15 protein-coding genes are annotated in these 18,554 nt (G+C 64.1%); 5 read left to right on the top strand and 10 right to left on the bottom strand.

Features of this window, described 5'->3' with window-relative positions; genetic code table 11:
• Positions 1-238 precede the first annotated feature (238 nt).
• Positions 239-1,873 carry an AMP-binding protein gene (locus LXE91_RS37045; protein ID WP_039353239.1) on the top strand — a complete coding sequence of 545 codons (1,635 nt, stop codon included), beginning with the start codon at positions 239-241 and terminating at the stop codon, positions 1,871-1,873.
• Positions 1,873-3,033 (top strand): AraC family transcriptional regulator, encoded by a 1,161-nt coding sequence (locus tag LXE91_RS37040; RefSeq protein WP_223274393.1) that lies wholly within the window; start codon positions 1,873-1,875, stop codon positions 3,031-3,033. Before LXE91_RS37045 ends, LXE91_RS37040 begins: the two co-directional genes overlap by 1 nt.
• Positions 3,034-3,133: 100 nt before the next feature.
• Here LXE91_RS37040 and LXE91_RS37035 read toward each other — a convergent pair whose 3' ends face one another.
• From LXE91_RS37035 to LXE91_RS37015, 5 genes are all read right to left on the bottom strand, one after another.
• Positions 3,134-3,346 (bottom strand): hypothetical protein, encoded by a 213-nt coding sequence (locus LXE91_RS37035; protein ID WP_039353237.1) that lies wholly within the window; start codon positions 3,344-3,346, stop codon positions 3,134-3,136.
• Between the two features lie 50 nt (positions 3,347-3,396).
• Positions 3,397-4,086, bottom strand: coding sequence for a response regulator (locus LXE91_RS37030; RefSeq protein ID WP_039353469.1), 690 nt, complete (start codon positions 4,084-4,086; stop codon positions 3,397-3,399).
• Between the two features lie 110 nt (positions 4,087-4,196).
• Positions 4,197-5,639, bottom strand: a complete 1,443-nt coding sequence (locus tag LXE91_RS37025; RefSeq protein ID WP_039353232.1) for an efflux transporter outer membrane subunit — start codon at positions 5,637-5,639, stop codon at positions 4,197-4,199.
• Between the two features lie 4 nt (positions 5,640-5,643).
• Positions 5,644-8,787 (bottom strand): multidrug efflux RND transporter permease subunit, encoded by a 3,144-nt coding sequence (locus LXE91_RS37020; protein WP_039353229.1) that lies wholly within the window; start codon positions 8,785-8,787, stop codon positions 5,644-5,646.
• Between the two features lie 20 nt (positions 8,788-8,807).
• Positions 8,808-9,965, bottom strand: coding sequence for an efflux RND transporter periplasmic adaptor subunit (locus LXE91_RS37015; RefSeq protein ID WP_039353226.1), 1,158 nt, complete (start codon positions 9,963-9,965; stop codon positions 8,808-8,810).
• A 361-nt stretch (positions 9,966-10,326) separates the two neighbouring features.
• On the opposite strand from LXE91_RS37015, the gene LXE91_RS37010 reads away from it, so the two are divergent.
• Entirely contained in the window at positions 10,327-11,247 is a 921-nt protein-coding gene (locus LXE91_RS37010) for an alpha/beta hydrolase family protein (protein ID WP_052760071.1), read from the top strand.
• Between the two features lie 180 nt (positions 11,248-11,427).
• On the opposite strand, the gene LXE91_RS37005 is transcribed toward LXE91_RS37010, so the two are convergent.
• A complete protein-coding gene (locus LXE91_RS37005; RefSeq protein WP_135370823.1) occupies positions 11,428-11,916 on the bottom strand; it encodes a surface-adhesin E family protein in 489 nt (162 codons plus the stop codon).
• A gap of 412 nt (positions 11,917-12,328) precedes the next feature.
• Entirely contained in the window at positions 12,329-13,459 is a 1,131-nt protein-coding gene (locus LXE91_RS37000; RefSeq protein WP_039353222.1) for an alpha/beta fold hydrolase, read from the bottom strand.
• Between the two features lie 499 nt (positions 13,460-13,958).
• On the opposite strand from LXE91_RS37000, the gene LXE91_RS36995 reads away from it, so the two are divergent.
• Positions 13,959-14,540, top strand: a complete 582-nt coding sequence (locus tag LXE91_RS36995) for a TetR/AcrR family transcriptional regulator (RefSeq protein WP_174923819.1) — start codon at positions 13,959-13,961, stop codon at positions 14,538-14,540.
• A 244-nt stretch (positions 14,541-14,784) separates the two neighbouring features.
• A complete protein-coding gene (locus LXE91_RS36990) occupies positions 14,785-15,306 on the top strand; it encodes a DUF2867 domain-containing protein (RefSeq protein ID WP_039353463.1) in 522 nt (173 codons plus the stop codon).
• A 402-nt stretch (positions 15,307-15,708) separates the two neighbouring features.
• Here LXE91_RS36990 and LXE91_RS36985 read toward each other — a convergent pair whose 3' ends face one another.
• The 3 genes from LXE91_RS36985 to LXE91_RS36975 all read right to left on the bottom strand — a co-directional run bounded on the left by LXE91_RS36985 (position 15,709) and on the right by LXE91_RS36975 (position 18,355).
• A complete protein-coding gene (locus LXE91_RS36985) occupies positions 15,709-16,509 on the bottom strand; it encodes a phosphodiesterase (protein ID WP_039353217.1) in 801 nt (266 codons plus the stop codon).
• 281 nt (positions 16,510-16,790) lie between these two features.
• Positions 16,791-17,141 (bottom strand): VOC family protein, encoded by a 351-nt coding sequence (locus LXE91_RS36980; RefSeq protein ID WP_039353214.1) that lies wholly within the window; start codon positions 17,139-17,141, stop codon positions 16,791-16,793.
• Between the two features lie 293 nt (positions 17,142-17,434).
• Positions 17,435-18,355: a proline dehydrogenase family protein gene (locus LXE91_RS36975; protein ID WP_039353211.1), complete on the bottom strand. Its 921-nt coding sequence runs from the start codon at positions 18,353-18,355 to the stop codon at positions 17,435-17,437.
• Positions 18,356-18,554 lie beyond the last annotated feature (199 nt).

Raw genomic sequence — 18,554 nt, 5'->3', positions numbered from 1 at the left:
CGTATCGCTGCAGCCGGCCCGGAGCCTGGCGGCCGGCCAAGTAGGCGGTATTCGGCGAAGTTGTCTGGACAGGCGCGGTGCACATGTCCGTTTCGATCATCTTTTCGGCCGCGGGGATCATTTTCAAAGTGCGCCGCACGGGCGATAGTCGCCGGTCAGGCGATGGTCCGCGCTTCTCCGGCGTGCAGGCCATCGTGCGAACGGCGCGGCCGGCGCGCCGTCCCCCGTGGAGTGAGACATGACGAAGAGACACTGGACCGGGTCGTATGGCTCGATCCCCGCCGAGATCGATCCCGATCGCTTTCCTTCCGTAAGCGCGCTGCTGGACGACGCGATGCGCCGATTCGCCGATCGCCCGGCGTTCCACTCGTATGGCCGCACGCTGACCTATGCCGACGTCGACCGCCTGTCGACCGCGCTGGCCGCCTATCTGCAGCAGGTCGTGGGCGTGCGCAAGGGTGATCGCGTGGCCGTGATGCTGCCCAACGTGCTCGCGTTTCCGGTCGCGTTCGTCGCGGTCGCGAAGATCGGCGCGATCCAGGTCAACGTGAACCCGCTCTACACGGCGCGCGAACTCGAGCATCAGCTCGACGACGCGGGCGTCGAGGTCGCGCTGGTGTGCGGCGGGTCGATGGGCACGTTCGCCGAAGTGGTCGGCGGCACGCGCGTGCGCACCGTGCTGAGCGTCGGGCGCGGCGATCTCGGCGTCGTCGATGCGCCGGCCGGGACCTGCGACGCGCTGCCGCCCGGTTCGATCCCGCTCGCGGATGCCATTGCCGCCGGCGAATCGCTCACGTTCGAACCGGTTGCGCTCGGCGGCGAGGACCTGCTGCTGCTGCAGTACACGGGCGGCACGACCGGCCTGTCGAAGGGCGCCGCGCTGTCGCACCGCAACCTCGTCGCGAACATCGAGCAGTTCGGCGCGATCGTGCCGGCCGCGCGCGAGCCGGGCGAGGAGGTCGTCGTCACGGCGATCCCGATGTATCACATCTTCGCGCTGACGGTGAACTTCCTGTCCTACTTCGCGATCGGCGCGCAGAACTGGCTGATCGCGAACCCGCGCGACATGGACGGCTTCATCGACGTGCTGAAGGCCGCGCGGCCGACGGTGTTCGTCGGCGTGAACACGCTGTACGCAGGGCTCGCCGGCCATCCGCGCCTGACGGAAGTCGACTGGTCGCGGCTGAAGCTGTCGGCCGGCGGCGGCGCGGCCGTGATCGACGTGATCTCGTCGCGCTGGAAGGCGGTGACGGGCAACTTCATCCGCGAGGGCTACGGGCTGTCGGAAACGTCGCCGGTCGTGTCGTTCAACCCGCAGTCGATCGACTCGTTCACGGGCACCACGGGCCTGCCGCTGCCGTCGACCGACGTGAAGCTGCTCGACGAGCAGGACAACGAGGTGGCGATCGGCGGCGCGGGCGAGATCTGCGTGAAGGGGCCGCAGGTGATGGGCGGCTACTGGCAGAAACCGGACGCGAATGCGGCCGCGTTCACGGCCGACGGCTATTTCCGCACCGGCGACGTCGGCGTGTTCGACGAAGCCGGTTTCCTGCGGATCGTCGACCGCAAGAAGGACATGATCATCGTGTCGGGCTTCAACGTGTACCCGAACGAGGTGGAAGCGGTCGCGACCGCCGTGCCGGGCGTGGCCGAGTGCGCGTGCATCGGCGTGCCGGACGCGCGCACGGGCGAGGCCGTGAAACTGTTCGTGGTGCTGGCGCAGGACGCCGATGTGACGGACGCGCAACTCGTCGCGCATTGCCGCGAGAGCCTCGCGGCCTACAAGGTACCGAAGCTGATTCGCTTCGTCGACCGGCTGCCGAAGTCGACCGTCGGCAAGATCCTGCGCCGGGAACTCAGCCGCACCGACTGATGGCGTCGGCGCGCAGCGCAATGCCCGGCGTGCCGACGGCCCGGAAGGCTCCGCGCGGGCCGCTCAAGTACAATGCGAGCGGTTCGATCGACGGGGACGCGATGACCGGTTCAGATTCACTTTCCGCCCAGCCCGGGCCCGCACCCGGGCGTGCGCTGCCTTCGCCGAGCGCGACGGTGCCGATCTCGCTCGTCAACGGCTTCCTCGCAAGCGCGGCCGTGCAGCGCGACGTGGTCGAGCGCTACCTGGGCGGGGCCGGCATTCCGATCGAGCTGCTCGGCGAACCGCATGCGCGCGTGACGGAGGAGCAGTTCTCGACGCTGTACCGCACGCTCGCGATCGAACTCGACGACGAGATGCCCGGCATCTTCTCGCGCCCGCTGCGCGGCGGCACGCTGAAGTACCTGTGCCTGAGCCTGCTCGACGCGCGCAACCTCGAAACGGCGCTGCATCGTTTCGGGCAATTCTTCCATATCCTGCTCGACGATTTCTTCGTCGAATCGAAGCGCGACGGTCTCGTCGCGCAGGTGGTGCTGCGCCCGAACGACGCCATCGGTCCGATCGGCGCGCTCGGCCAGGAACTGATGCTCAAGCTCGTGCACGGCGTGTGCTCCTGGCTGATCGGGCAGAAGATCCCGCTGCTGCAGATCGAGTTCGCGTGCCCGCGGCCGCGCCATGCGGTCGAACACCTGTACTTCTTCACTGGCGCCGTGCAGTTCGACTGCGAGCGCACGCTGATGCGCTTCAGCGCGGATTACCTCGACGCGCCGATCCGGCAGAGCAAGCGCAACCTGCGCAAGTTCCTCGCGCGCGCACCGGGCGACTGGATCTTCGAATCGTTCAGCGAACAGCTCGTGTGCCATCGCGTGCGGCAGTACCTGTCGGAAGCGTTGCCTGACCTGCCGGTGATCGACCAGGCGGCCGAGCACCTGCATTGCTCGGTGCGCACGCTGAGCCGCCACCTGGCCGCCGAAGGGACGACGTTCCAGGTGCTCAAGGACGAACTGCGGCGCGACATCGCGATCCAGCGGCTGACCGATACGCCCGACACGATCGCGGCGATCGGCGCCGACATCGGCTTCGACGATCCGAGCGCGTTCCATCGCGCGTTCCGGCACTGGACAGGGAGCACGCCAGGCACTTACCGGCGGCGCGCGTAACGGGGTGCTTCAGGTTTCAAGGTAGCCGGTTCCCATAACCGTATACCTTCGCGCGCTCCCATGGACGGCTCCCCCAGCCCATTTGACCGGACTCACGTGTTCATCGCCGGGTTTCGGTCGAGCGCACCAGTCTGAGCAGATCGACGATCGACGTGGCCAGTCCGGCCAACAGCAATACGGCGAGTACCAGGTATTCCGGCGTCTCGCGAATCACGGCCATGAGTGCGCTGTTCGTCGCGGGGGACCAGACCGCCTGGATCAGGCAGTAGGCGATGAACCCTGCATCGGCGATTGCCAGCGCGAGGGCGACCATCAGGAGTCCGACGATCCGCGCTCCTCGCCGCCGCCATCCTGGACGCGCGTTCACTGGGTGCTGCGCAGCCGGTAGCCGACCCCGCGCATCACCTCCGGCACCCCGGACGCGCCCGCGCATTCGAGCTTCCTGCGCAGCCGGCTGATATGGCTGTCGACGGTGCGCTCCAGCGCATCGACGTCGGCGAGGCAGGCGTCGATCAGTTCGCTGCGCGTGAACACGCGGTTCGGCGAGCCGGCCAGGTGCGCGAGCAGCCGGAATTCGGTCAGCGTCAGCGAGACGCCGGTTTCTCCGGTGTCGGTGCGGACCGTGGTCAGATAGCTTTGCGTATCGATTTCAAGGTTGCCGACCTTGATGAAGCGCCCGGACGTGGCCGCTTCGAAACGACGCAGGATCGCTCGGATGCGCGCGACCACCTCGGCCGGATTGAACGGCTTCGTGATGTAGTCGTCCGCGCCGAAACGCAGCCCCTGCAAGCGATCGATCTCGCGATCGAGCGCCGTGATGATGACGATCGGCGTGTCGCTGCGGCGGCGCAGTTCGACCAGGACTTCCCAGCCGTCCTTCTTCGGCATCCTGACGTCGAGCAGGATCAGGTCGGGCTTCAGCACGGGCTGCACGTCGAGCACGGCCTGGCCGTGACCGACGCGATAGGTGCGAAAGCCGTCGTGGGCGAGGTACGCGTCGAGTATGTCGGCGATCTCCGGATCGTCTTCGGCAATGAGTATCAGAGGGTTCATCGGGTCCACTGGAAGTGAGCGTGACCGTTAGGGCCGGCGGCGCGGCACGTGTGCCGCCGGACTTCACCGTGCTTTCAGTCGTCGCGAACGGATGGGCGACGGCCCGTTGCTCAGTTCTTTGCCACGCTGTTGGCGGGAGGCACGTCGGTGTCGGTCAGCCCGCCACCGAGCGCCTTGTAGAGCGCGACCGCGTTGCCCAGTTCGGCGTTGCGCAAATCCAGCAACGTCTGGCGCGCGGCATACAGCTGGCGCTGCGAGTCGAGCAGTTCCAGCCGATCCTCGATGCCCGCGCGATAGCGCAGGTTCACGAGGTCGGTACGGCGCTCGGCGCTCTTGACGACCTTCGTCTGCGCGTCGATCTGGCGGCTGAAGGTCTCGCGCCCGGCGAGGCCGTCGGCCACTTCGCGGAACGCGGTCTGGATCGAGCGTTCGTACTCGACGACCGCACTGGACTTGCGCACTTCCGCGAGATTCAGCTCGGATCGCAGCCGGCCGCCCTGGAAGATCGGCAGCGTGACCTGCGGCGCGAAGCTCCACACACGCTGGCCGCCGTCGAACAGGCTGCCGAGCCCCGGGCTGAGGAAGCCGATCGACGACGTCAGCGACAGGCGCGGGAAGAATGCCGCGCGCGCCGCGCCGATGTCGGCGTTGGCGGCGACGAGATTCTGCTCGGCCTGCTGGATGTCCGGCCGGCGGTACAGCAATTCCGACGGCAATCCGGCCGGCAGCTTGGTCATCACCGGCTGGCGTTCCAGCGACAGCGGATCGGGCAGGTTCTTCGGCAGGTCGGTGCCGACCAGCAGCCGCAGCGCGTTGCCCGCCTGCTCGACGGCGCGCGAACGCGCCTCGAGATCGGCGCTGGCGCTCGCGACCTGGCCTTCGGCCTGCGCGATGTCGACGCCGCTCGCCTGGTCGGCGAGCTTGAGGCGGCGCGCGAGGTCGAGCGACTGGCGCCAGTCGTTCAGCGTGCGTTCGGACAGCGCGCGCTGCTCTTGCGCGAGGCGCTCGGCGAAATACGCGTTGGCCACGGAGCCGACGAGCGCGATCTGCACCGCCCGGCGGCCGTGATCGGTCGCGAGGTAGCGCGCGAACGCCGCATCCGACAACGACTTCACGCGGCCGAACAGGTCGATCTCGAACGCGCTGAGACCGATGTTCACGCCGTACTGGTTCTGCGTGTTTTCGAGCAGCGGCGGGTTCGATTGCGAGTCGGCGGCCGTGCGCTGACGCGTGAAGCTCGCGCCGGCGCCGATCGACGGCAGGCGCGCGGAACGCTGGATGCCGTACTGCGCTTCGGCAGCCTGGACGTTCAGCGCGGCCAGGCGCAGGTCGCGGTTGTTCTCGAGCGCGAGCTCGATCAGGCGCTGCAGGCGGCGGTCGCCGAACATCGAGCGCCAGCCGAGATCGGCCGCGTTCGCGTGCTGGTCGGCCGCGACAGCGGTCGTATAGGCGGTCGGCACCGGCATTTCGGGTTTGACCAGCTTCGGCGCCATCGAGCACGCCGACAGCACGAGCGCCGCGGAAACCGCTGCGGAAAGAATGAGTAATCGCATGGCATCAACCTTCATGTTCGTGGGTCACGGCGGCGGGCTTCTTGCCGGATGCGCGCCATGCCGAGATGCGTTCCTGGATGCTCATCACGAACACGTAGAAGACCGGAACGAAGAAAATGGCCAGCACGGTGGCGGTCACCATGCCGCCGAACACGCCGGTGCCGATCGCGTGCTGCGTTTCGGCGCTCGCGCCGGTCGCGATCATCAGCGGGACGACGCCGAGGCCGAACGCGAGCGAGGTCATCAGGATCGGGCGCAGACGCAGCCTGGACGCCTTCAAGGCCGACTCGATCAGCCCCATGCCTTCCTCGCGCAACTGCTTCGCGACTTCTACGATCAGGATCGCGTTCTTCGCCGACAGGCCGATCACGGTGATCATCCCGACCTTGAAGAACACGTCGTTCGGCATCCCGCGGAGCATCACGGCGCCGAGCGCGCCGATCAGGCCGAGTGGCACCACCAGCATCACCGACAGCGGAATCGCCCAGCTCTCGTAGAGCGCCGCGAGCACCAGGAACACGACGACCATCGACAGCGCCATCAGCATCGGCGCCTGCGAAGCCGACTCGCGCTCCTGCAGCGACTGGCCGGTCCACGCCACCGTGAAGCCCGGCGGCAACTGCGCGGCCAGACGTTCCATCTCGGCCATGGCCGCGCCGCTGGAGTAGCCGGGGGCCGAGCCGCCGGAGATCCGTGCGGACGGGTAACCCTGGAAGCGCACCATCTGCAGCGGGGTTTCCGACCAGACCGGACGCACCACTTCGGACAGCGGCACCATGCCTCCGGTCGCGTTGCGCACGTAGAGCTTCATCACGTTCTCGATCTGCATGCGTGCCGGGGCATCCGCCTGGATGATCACCTGCTGCATGCGGCCCGCGTTCGGGAAGTCGTTCACGTAGGTCGAACCCATCGCGGCCGACAGCGTGTCGCTGATGGTCGTGAACGACACGCCGAGCGCTTCGGCCTTCTCGCGGTCGATATCCAGCTTCACGCTGGTACCGGCCGGCAGGCTGTCCGGATAGACACCGGTCACCACCTTGCTTTGCGCGGCCAGTTCGAGCAGCTTGGCTTCAGCCGCCTTGAGTGCCGCGTAGCCCTGGTTCGCGCGATCCTGCAGGCGCATCGTGAAGCCCGAGCTGGTGCCCAGCCCGTCGATCGCCGGCGGCAACAGGCTCATGACCGTGCCTTCCGTCACGCCGCCCATCGCGGCCTGCGCTTGCATCGCTTCGTCCATCGCGTTTGCCCCTCCGCGCTTGTCCCAGTCCTTGAGCACCGCGTAATTCAGCGCCGCGTTGGAGCCGAGGCCCGAGAAGCCGTAGCCGATGATGGAGATGCTCGACTCGATGCCCGGACGCGATGCGAGATGCTTCTCGAGGGTCTTGACCACGTCGCCCGTGCGCTCGACGGTCGAATCCGACGGGAGCAGGAAGCCGGTCATGAAGTAGCCCTGGTCTTCCTCGGGCAGGAACGACGACGGCAGCATGCGGAAGCCGAACACCAGCGCGGTGGAAAGCGCGACGAACAGCAGCATCACACGGCCGGTGCGGCCGAGCAGCTTGCCGACGCGCGTTTCATACCAGTTCGTCATGCGGTCGAAGCGGCGGTTGAACCAGCCGAAGAAGCCGCGCTTCTCGTGGTGGCCATGCTCGACCGGCTTGAGCATCGTCGCGCACAGGGCCGGCGTCAGCGTCAGCGCGAGCAGGGCCGAGAACATGATCGACACGGCCATCGACATCGTGAACTGCTGATAGATCACGCCGACCGAACCGCTCGACATCGCCATCGGCAGGAACACGGCCGTCAGCACCAGCGTGATGCCGATGATGGCGCCGGTGATTTCCTTCATCGCCTTGATCGTCGCGTCTTTCGGCGACAGGCCTTCTTCCACCATCAGGCGTTCGACGTTCTCCACGACGACGATCGCATCGTCGACGATGATGCCGATCGCGAGCACCATGCCGAACATCGTCAGCACGTTGATCGAGAAGCCCGTCATCAGCATGACCGTGAAGGTGCCGAGCATCGCCACCGGCGCGACGATCGCCGGGATCAGCGTGTAGCGCACGTTCTGCAGGAACAGGTACATCACGAGGAACACGAGCACCATCGCTTCGAGCAGCGTGTGAATCACCTTCTCGATCGAGATCTTCACGAACGGTGCGGTATCGAACGGGATCGAGTAGGTCATGCCGGCCGGCATCGTCTTGGCGATCATGTCCAGTTGCTCGCGCACGGCCTCGGCGGTCTTCACCGCGTTCGCGCCCGGCGCCAGCTGCACGCCGGCGAAGGTCGCGGGCTTGCCGTTCTCGCTGTTGACGAAGGTGAACGACTGCGGGCCGAGCTCGACCCGCGCGACGTCGCCGAGCACGACCTTCGAGCCGTTCGCGTTCGCGCGCAGCACGATCTTCGCGAACTGCTCGGGCGACGTGAGCTGGCCTTGCGCGGTGAGCGGCACGGTGACGCGCTGGCCTGGCAGGGCGGGCGCCGCACCGAGGCTGCCCGGGGCGATCTGCACGTTCTGCTGGGCGACGGCGTTCGTCAGGTCGTTCATCGACAGGCCGTAGGTGATCAGCTTCTGCGGATCGACCCAGATGCGCATCGCCTGTTCGGAACCGAACAGTTGCACCTTGCCGACGCCGTCGACACGTCGCAGATCCTCGACGACGTTGCGCGCCATGTAGTCGGCCAGCGCGTTTTCGTCATAGCGGCCGCTGTCCGACTTCAGGCCGACGAACAACAGGAAGCCCGTGGAGGCAGACTCCACGATCACGCCGTTTTGCCGCACGACGGGCGGCAGGCGCGGCTCGACCGACTTGAGCTTGTTCTGCACTTCGACCTGCGCCATCGCCGAATCGGTGCCGGGCTTGAAGGTCGCGGTGATCTTCGCCTGGCCGGAGGTATCCGACGCCGATTCGAAGTACAGCAGGTTCCGGACGCCGGACAGCTCGCGCTCGATGAGGCTCAGCACGCTGTCGTTCATCGTCTGCGGCGTGGCGCCCGGGTAGGTGGCGGTAATGGTGACGGTCGGCGGCGCGACCGACGGATAGCGCGCAACCGGCAGTTCGGGGATGGCGATCAGGCCCAGCAGGATGATGAAGAGGGCGATCACCCACGCGAAGACCGGGCGCCGGATGAAGAATTGGGACATGACTGGAGGCTCCCCGTGACTCAGTGCGACGAAGCGGTCTTGACCGCTTCAGGCGCCTTCCAGTCGGTCGCCGTCACGGTCGCGCCGTCGACCAGGCGCTCCATGCCTTCGACGACGACCTTCTGGCCTGCCTGCAGACCCGACTTGATGCGATAGCTGCGGTTCGTCAGCTCGCCCACTTCGATGGACTTCAGGTGCGCCTGGCTCTTCGCGTCGAGCACCCAGACCTGCGGCTTGCCGCCTGCGCGGACGATCGCCTGTTGCGGCACGGTCAGCGCGTTCTCGTAATGCCCACGCGGAATGCGGGCACGCACGTACATGCCCGGCAACAGCTCGCGCTTCGGGTTGTCGACCAGCACGCGCAGCAGCACGTCGCCGGTGCCCGGGTCGACGTTGACGCCTGAGAACAGCATGCGGCCCTTCACGTCGTAGCGAGAGTCGTCGTCGCGCAGCACGTCGACCGGCAGCCCGTTGCCCGCGGTGTCCGGCCGGGCCGCGAGCGCGCCGCGCAGCGATTCGAGCGATGCGGCCGGCTGCCGCACGTCCACGTAGACCTGGTCGATCTGCTGGATGCGTGCCATCGGCTGGCTGTCGCTGCTGGCGACCAGTGCACCCTCGGTCACGAGGGCCTGGTCGATGCGGCCCGTGATCGGCGCCTCGACGGTCGCGAACTTCAGGTCGAGCTGGCGGCGTGCGAGCGTCGCACGGGCCTGCGCGACGTCGGCGGCCGCCTGATCGCGTTGCGACACCGAGTCGTCGTACACCTGGCGGCTGATCGCGTCGGCCTCGACCAGCGGCTTGAGCCGGGTGGTCTGCACCTTGGCCCGCGCAAGCGCGGCTTCCGCGCGTTGCAGGGCCGCCGCAGCCGTGTCCATGTCGGCCTTGAACGGCGCCGGGTTGATCTGGAACAGCGGCTGGCCGGCACGGACTTCCGTGCCTTGTTCGAACAGCCGCCGCTGCACGATGCCGCTGACCTGCGGCCGGATCTCGGCGATCCGGACGGCCGCGACGCGGCCCGGCAGGTCTTCGGTCAGGTCGAGGGGCGCGCCCGCCAGCGTCATCGCCGCAACCGGGGTGGCCGGCGCCGCGGCCTGCTGTTCGGAGGGCCCGCAGCCCGCCAGCATCGCCGCTACCAGCGCGCACACGGCGCCGTAGCAGGCTCGTTTCTGATTTTTCATTTCGACTCCATGGGACGCAGGCACCCAGCGGCCCGCATTTTCGGATCGAAGTGTGCGTGCGCCCGATGGAGTTTTTTGTGCGGAAAGATGGAGGTTTGATGGAGGGGGGGAAAGCTTGGCGGGAGGGTGGTCCGGCGGCGGGGCGAGATCTTCGTCTTTCCGTTGCCGTTGTGGATGACGGGTTCCGGCTTGCAGTGGCCGTGCCGAGCCGGCCGGAGCATGAAGGCGGGGTGCGGTGGTCGCCGGGTAACGGATCGATCGAAGCGATGCCGGGGGCGCGCCGCCCGGATACACTGACGCCTTCGCCGTATGCGTCGCGGCAGCGTGGGCCGTCGGCTGCGGATTCGTGGAGAGATCACCCATGAGCATCGTCGTTCGTCGAAACCGAAACCGGATCGCCATTCGCCTGTGTCGCGCGCTGATCTCGGGCGCGTTGATCGCTTCCGTCGTCGGCTGTGCGACGACGGCGGTCGACGACACGTCCATCGCGCCCGATCTGCATGAAACCGTCGTCAAGGTCCCGGTCGACGAAGGGGCGGGCACGCGGGACATCGTCGCCACCACCTACATGCCGGACGGCCCCGGGCCCTTTCCGCTGATCGTGCTGAGCCACGGCAGCCCGCCCGATCCGCGCGACCGGCCGAAGGTGCGCCGCTATCGCGCGTTGCCGCAGATCCGGACGTTCGTGCAACTCGGTTTCGCGGTCATCGTGCCGATCCGCCGCGGGTACGGGGCGACGGGCGGGGTCGACGAAGAGGATGCGGGTTCGTGCCGGCATCCCGATTACCTCACTGCGGGGCAGCAGGCCGCGCGCGATGTGCTCGCGGCCGTGCGGTATGCGCAGACGATGCCGCAGGTGGATCGAAACCGCGTCGTGCTGGTCGGGCAATCGGCGGGTGGTTTCGCTTCGCTGGCGGCGGCGAGCTACGCGCCGCAAGGCGTGGTCGCGGTGGTGAACTTCTCGGGCGGACGTGGCGGGAACCCGACGACTCATCCCGGCATGCCGTGCGATCCGAAGCAGATGGCCGACACGATCGGGCATTTCGCGAGTACGACGCGGGTGCCGGTGCTGTGGCATTACGTGCAGAACGACAAGTATTTCGCGCCGGAGGTGGTGGCGACCTGGTTCGCCGCGTTTCAGGGGGCAGGTGGGCGCGGGCAGATGATTGTCGAACCGCCGTTCGGCAAGAACGGGCACGGGATGTTTGCGGTCAAGGACGCGATACCGATCTGGTTGCCGCACTTCGAGGCTTTTGTCGGGCCGTTGGTGGCGATGAAGTAGGGGGAATCGGGTCGGGCGTCCTGGTTGAGGCAAGGTCTTGCGACGGCCGTTACCGACCCGAAGCGGTCCTTCATATTTGCCAGTAGCGGACGTTCGTCAAAGGGTGACGCTAGTCCTCGATCGAAAGCGCGCACCGCGAGATCGTGCTTGTTCCACGAGGACATAGCAAACCGTCGTTTTCTATCGCTTCTCGGCGTAGCTGCATGCGAGGTCCGCTTCAGCGCTGATCAACGACCTCGGTGGAATTGGATTATCGGTCTGACGAGTTGCAATCTCTATCAGGCGTGATCGAACCAACGCTCCATTACCTTTCCTCGTATGAACATAGTCGATGTTGAACAGCTTGCGAGCACAATCGAACCAATACCTAGCTTCACCAATTCTGTAAGTCTCCGTCGGCGAAACGACTTGCTCGTCGATGTAGGTGTCGCGGCTCCAGACGGTGATACCGCCGTCGCCTGTTTTGTGAATCGAGTTCAAGTCGATCTCGACCTTCTTGGACAGCGTCAACGGGTACGGCGGACTCACCAACACCCATTGAGGTACCTTCGCCTGATCTGGATCGGCAGGTAGGGTTGCGAGCGCGGCTGGATCTCGCGATTGGTGTTTCAAATTGGCACATCCCGTGCAAAGCAATACCAAGGCGAGTAAAGCCGGTCCTTTCATCATGTCCTATCGTCGTGAGAAGTATCCGTTTCGATCAGCCCGTAATTGTCGGCAATTTGAACGGCCATGTCGACCGTCCGCTCCTGGCCGGCACCCGCCGGTCCTGATTTCCGGCAACTGGCCGATTGCCGTCCGACGTGGGCGGCTGCACCCGATGCGGTCCTTGGGACCGACGCGAAGCAGGTGTCTGGAGTGGAACGTCTTTCGGCCGCGAAGTGCATCTGGCACCGAGACGTCGTTCCACGTCGGGGAGCATGTGGCACTCACTCCTCGATCGAGGGCAGCAGAGCCTGAAGCCAATGCCGGACCTGAGCCATCCAACCCAACGCGCTTCACTGAAACGTGACGGACCTGAAGGGACGGTGGTCCGGAAGCCGCGCGATATTTTCAAGCGCAACGATAGCCATTCCCCGACCTAACTGCCGGACTGATCCGCCCCAACCACCTCCCTGGTGAAGGCGAGCAGGAGCTCGCCGAGCCGCACCGGCTGCTCCTGCTGGATCCAGTGACCAGCGCCGTCGATCAGCTCGATGCCTCCCATTCTCGTCGTCGCCTTCGTCCTCATCAGATCGAGCGCGCCCGGCGCCGAATACGTGCCCCAATCGCGCTTGCCGCCAATGAAGAGCGACGGGACATCGATCGTCTTGCCCGAAAACAGGCGCAACTCGGCGTTCAGGTCAGGATCGGAAAAGACGCGATAAGCCTGCAGGGCGCCTTGAAACCCCGTGCGGCCATATTCCTCCGTGTACACCCGAAGTTCCGGCTCGGTGAGCCATTTGCTGGCCAGGACCTCGGCGGCAGAAGGGTGGAATGGAGCGACGGTCTCGGGCATCGTCTTGCCGAGATCCATGACGTAATAGGTGGGCATTTGCGCAAGCTCTGCCGCGGTTGGCGCCTTCAACGGATGCGGCTTGTTTCCCGGCCAGTCGGCGCTCTTGACGTAGAAAAATGCACGAAGAAACGCGTGCAAGCCTTGAGGGGGGTGCCACATCTCATGGTTCGCCTCCCGTGTGCTCAGGTATTGCTGGTAATACGCTCTCGGCGGGTCGAGCGCCGCCAGCGCAGCCGCCAACTTCTGATTGCCCGTGTTCGGTTGAACCGGCGATGTATCGCTTTCCGCAATGTTGAACGGAAGCGTCGGTGGGCCGGGGAACGGTGCGCTCATCAGCACCACCGAGGGGAAGACGTCAGGTCGGGCCAGCGCACAATAGGCCGCGACGGGCGAGCCGAGGTCGTGCCCGACGAGCATTGCCGTACGCCGATGCCCCAACGCCAGAACCAGTCCGAGCGCGTCACGCGTCATGTTCAACAAGCTGAAGGGCGCTAGCGGGGCGTCATAGTCGTTGATCCAACCGGTGGTGCGGCCAAAACCCCGCTGGTCGGGTGCCACGACGTGGTAGCCGGCGTCAGCCAGAATCGGGATCAGGTGTCGCCACCCGTAAGCCAAATCGGGAAAACCGTGCAGAAGCAGTGCGAGCGGCCGGCCGGGGTTCTCGTAGCCGGCCTCGAGAATATGGACATCGAGGCCGTTGACCCCGTGGATCATGCGCGAGCGGACCCGCTTCGGAAGCGTTCCATCGCCATATGTTGAGGTGGACAAGTCAATTCCTCCCATGGGGTTTGCGCGGGCGGGCCGAATCAACGACGCAAACAGGCTGACCGCGCCCATTGCCAGAAAGGCTCGGCGCGACGCCGATGGCCCGAAGCGAAGTGGGCGACTCATGACGGAACGCCCCGTCCCCGTGCAAGCGCTGTCTTCAGCTTCAGCGAAAACGCACGCGGCGAACAATTCGCACGGCTGCCGGGCAATCGAGGGCGATCATCCCCAACACGAAGGCGCGCTGCATACGGTGAGCGAGGAAACCCGCACGCTTCACCTTCGGTTTCAGCTAGTCCTGCCGCCATCCGGGCAGGCTGCGCATCACTGAACGAACCTTCCTGACTTGCGATCGGGTCGAGGGGCATAGCCGGGCTCCTGGTATGGTGATCACCATACTATGCCAATCGCCATAGAATCATCAAGCGAAACGTGCTATGTTCGCCGCATGCCACGTAAGACTGACGCCCGCGCTCGCGCGATTGCCACCGCCCAGCGACTGTTTCGCATCCAGGGCTACACTGCGACGGGATTGACCCAGATCCTTGAAGAAAGCGGTGCGCCCAAAGGATCGTTCTACTTTCACTTTCCACGCGGCAAGGCACAACTCGCAGAAGAAGCAATCGATGATTACATTGCGAATCGAATTGCTGTATTGCGTGAGATCTCGTCGAATACGACGGGTGATGCTCTGGATTTTGTTCATCAGATTTTCAAGGCATTCGCGGCCGAAATGGTCGCCTCTGATTTCCAGTACGGGTGTCTGATGCAAAATCTGGCGAATGAGCTGCCCGCGCTCGACGCCGAGCTGACCAAACGGGTCGCGCGCGGATTTGTCGAGTCGACCGAGATCATTGCGGAGCATTTCAGGGGGTGCGGTTTCGCTCCCACGCGCGCGTCCTCTACCGCAGCCGCGTTGGTCGCCGCGCTCGAAGGCGCGCGGACGATCGCCCGCCTGGAACGCACGCCCGCTATATTCGAGGCGCTGGCACAGGTGAGTGTGCAAAGGTGGGCCGATCCCGAGAGGTGATCCGGTCCAATGATCCCGGCCGGACGAAATTGGCACCGATCATCCTGTGAAGAGCGTCGGTCTTTCGCGAATGTCCGTTCGCAGACGCTCAGCCGCCGGATGAACGTCTTGGCATTGTTCATTGCGACCGCCACGATCAGGTTGGCTTCGGTTCGAGCGCGAATATGTCACGCTGATTCTCTCGCCTGCGTTCGCTTGGACCGCGCCGAGGCAGCCGGGCAACTTGAACGCATGGAGAATGGGCATGCAGACGAATTCGACGAAGGCTGAACCGATCGGCCTGCCGGCAACCTCACGGCTGAGCCGGTCGTACGACAAGGCTGATTTTGCCGACGCGTTTTCGGTGGACTTGCCAACGACTGCCTGCAACGACGCAGAGTCTCTCGCTCGATACATCTTTGCGGGGCAACCCAAGTGGATCGCGATGCTGCTGGGCGTTCGCGACATTGCCGTATGGCCATTCGGCCTTAAAAGAGCGATCGATCTGAAAGTCGCGAAGGGCGACCGGCTCAGTATTTTCCGCGTGTTCGAACGACATGAAGACGAGATCATTCTGGGCGAGGACGACACGCATCTTGATTTCCGCATGTCGGTTCTCGTGCAGCCTGCGTCCGAGGACCGGCCCCAGCGATTGATCGTCACGACGCTTGTCTTCTACAACCGCCTGCTGGGTCGGGCCTATCTTGGCGTTATCGCTCCTTTCCATCGTCTGGTCGTGCGAGCCTCGCTCGACCGGGCACAGAAGGCCGGATGGCCAGGCCGGTAGCGGCGGTTCCGATCAACGCGCCTTCCAGCGGGCCGTAGACGACCCGAACTCAACGTGGCTTCCGTCGAACCCGTGAAAGCTCATCTCCTGGCTTCGTCGTCATCCAGTCGAGATCGAGTTGTTAAGTAGTCCAACTCATGGGTGCCGGTCGCCCCGGCGCTGCAACCGAAGCGACCGAAGAGTAGTCGTTCATCAATGAAGTCAGGCCACAGCTGCAATTTCAGGCAAATGCCGGCCGGTTCTTGGCACTCGGGCGTTCCCGCATTCTCTTGTACCAGGCGAGAAGGGCTTCACACTTCGACCCGTTGCGGAGCTTGACGTCGAAAGTCGAGATGTCTGCTCGGAGGTAACAAGCGGTCGTTGCTTGCCGATAACATGCCGCTGTGTGCTTGACGAGGGCGCTTACGCGAAGGGGAACGGGCCTTCGAAATGCCCCACGTAACACAAGTGGGAGACCGCCGACTGACCGCGACCTGTCCAGCGATGCAGCATGTATGCCGGTGGTTCGAGAAAAGAAGCGGGCTGCGCGTCCGCTTCAACTCGCAGCGCAATCTGGGTGGTCGTGCTCGGGCAGGTGAGTACCGGAACGCTCCCGAGACGCGTCTGCATTGACCGATGGACGTGCCCGGCAAGAATGCGATCCACGTTGCTATGCCGCGCAAGAACCCTGGCAAATGCATCCGCATTTCGCAACCCGTAGATGTCCAGATAAGGAATGCCGGTCATGAACGGTGGATGGTGCATGACGATAACCACGGTTCGACTGCGATGCTCGGTCAGTTCACTGTCGAGCCACGCCAAGGTATCGGCGTCCAGTTCACCGTGATGTAGTCCAGGAACGGAGGTGTCCAACGCCACGAGGCGTAGTTCGCCCACGTCTAGCGCGAACGAGAGTGCACCCTCGTTCGGAAGCCACGCGTGATCCGAGAACGCGGCTCGCAGCTTGCCACGGTCGTCATGATTACCCGGCAGAACCACGAACGGTCGCCTCAACTCGACAAGCAATTCGCGAAGTTTTTGATACTCGTCTTCGGTGCCCTCGTCCGTAAGGTCGCCGGAGATGACGACCAGGTCCGGCTCAGGTCGAATGCGGTTCAGCGAATCGACGGCTGCCGAAAACATGACATTCGAATCCACAGCGTCTTGATATAGGACACCGTGAGGCCGGACATGAATATCCGAAAGTTGTGCGATGACCGTCATTCAGCGCTCCGTTGAATTTGACCTGCCCGTACATGGATCACAGAGATTGTGGGCCGAACAAAATTCGCCCATCGACAGAGCCTTTCTGTGGCAACGAGCTTGCTCCACGTGACGCTAACTTGTGGACGTTCGGCTGAGCATCTGCACAGAACGTCGGCTGTCAGGCACGGAGAATAGGCGCTTTCGTCCCGGATGGGACTTTCGTCGCGGCTCTTTCAACGGCCCTTCGTTGCCGGCAAGTGGTCGTTCGTACGACATGCGACGAACTGCAAAGCTGTTGGTTAGTCGCGGCACATGCAAAGCTCGAACTCGTGTCCGTCCGGGCTGCTTAATACGATGCTTTTCATGGACTCGATCTTCAATCCGTCCATCACGACGGAGGCTCCGTTTTCTGTTGCCCGCTTCACGAATTCGTGCAGCGCATTTTCTTCGAACTCAAAGACAGGCACGGAGCTGCTACCTTTTATCTCATCTCCAAAATCGTTCAACAAAAGGCCCAGTCTGTTTGTGCCGATCATGAATTCAGTCCACTTGCCGGACTGCTTAAGCGGTCCATATCCGAGAAGTCGCTCCCAGAAAGACGTGGACTCGCCCATATCACTCACCTTCAAATACACGGTACGAAGCTTCATGACATACCCCCGAAATGGATTCCAGCTGAATGTATCAGACGCCAAAATAACTGGATCACAGCAGCGTCCATCAGACTCATGCAGTGACTGACGCTTGGCCATGCCTTCAACAGGCATGACCGTCCATACGCGGATGTACGATTGTCACGACGGAACGTCGCTTCCTGGCCGGATGCAGCCCGACACGGTCGGCCGTAGCCGACCGAAGCGTTCAGTCGCCCCTCTCGGCAGCTGTCGTTCGAACCCGGACCACCGATCCGGCTCGTTCCGATTCACGGTGCATGCCGCAACGGCTAACGAATCCGATCACGACGTATCATCGCCGACAGGATATATCCGGCAATACGTGGGTTCTCCCTGATTCGCCGGGTGCTGTAGCCATACCAGTCCTGACCATATGGCACATAGACGCGCACGTTGAATCCTTGCGAAAGTAAAGCGTTACGCAGCGGTTCGCACACCCCCAGCAGCATTTGGAACTCGAATCGTGACCTATCGACCTGCTCGCGTTGCAGCCAGTTGGTTAGCGAGTCGATCAATTGTGCGTCGTGGGTTGCAATGCCCACGAATGATCCCGCCTGAATCGCACTCACGACGTGCCGAACAAAGTGCGCGTTGATCGCTGTCCGATCCCTCGATGCACCGGTGACGAGATGCTCATTTGCCTCCGCATAAATTCCCTTGCAAATGCGCATGCGGCTCTTGCGAGCGTTGAGCAAAACGATGTCTTCGTTCGTACGCGTCAAATACGCTTGCAACGCGATTCCGATTGGATGTGCGTCGGCTTCGAGCTTCAAGAATGTGTCGAGTGTTTTCTGGGTGCAACTGATGTCCTCCATGTCGATACACGCGCTGATTCCGTGCGTTACCGCCGCTCGTAGAATCAACGCGACGCGCGCCGTGCATGCGTCTTCGTCGAGATGCAACCCCAGCGCGGTCAGTTTTATCGACAGCTCGGCAGGCTCGTTATGCACGCCAAGCGCGTGAACGAGATCGAGATAGTCGCGAGTCATCGACTCCGCCTGAGCGACCGTCGACGCAGTCTCGCCCAGCACATCAACGGTCGTTCGGAAGCCTGCTGCGTGGAGCGCATGAATGCGCGCGCGGGCATCGGAAAGTGTTTCGCCAGCGATATAGCGGTGCGAAATCTTACGGATCAGCGAACGGGGAACGAGCGGGATGGCGTGAGCCGCCATCGTATTGAAAATACGCATGTCGTGGTCTCGTGAAAATGCAATCGCACGAATCTGGACGCGATAAGTCGATTCGAGCGAGATCCCCGGACTGTTATTGGCAACAGGTCCGGGACGAATGCCAACGCGGATGCAATCACTGCATCGACACCGGCTTTCAGTGCGTTTTCGAGGGAGGCCAGGCAGCTGCGTACATTGCGTGAGTGGGGTCTGCTGCAGT

Source organism: Burkholderia contaminans (genome assembly GCF_029633825.1).
In the GTDB taxonomy this organism is placed as follows: Bacteria; Pseudomonadota; Gammaproteobacteria; order Burkholderiales; family Burkholderiaceae; genus Burkholderia; species Burkholderia contaminans.
Note: the sequence above shows the minus strand (reverse complement) of the source record. Positions and strands in the feature narration are given on the sequence as shown.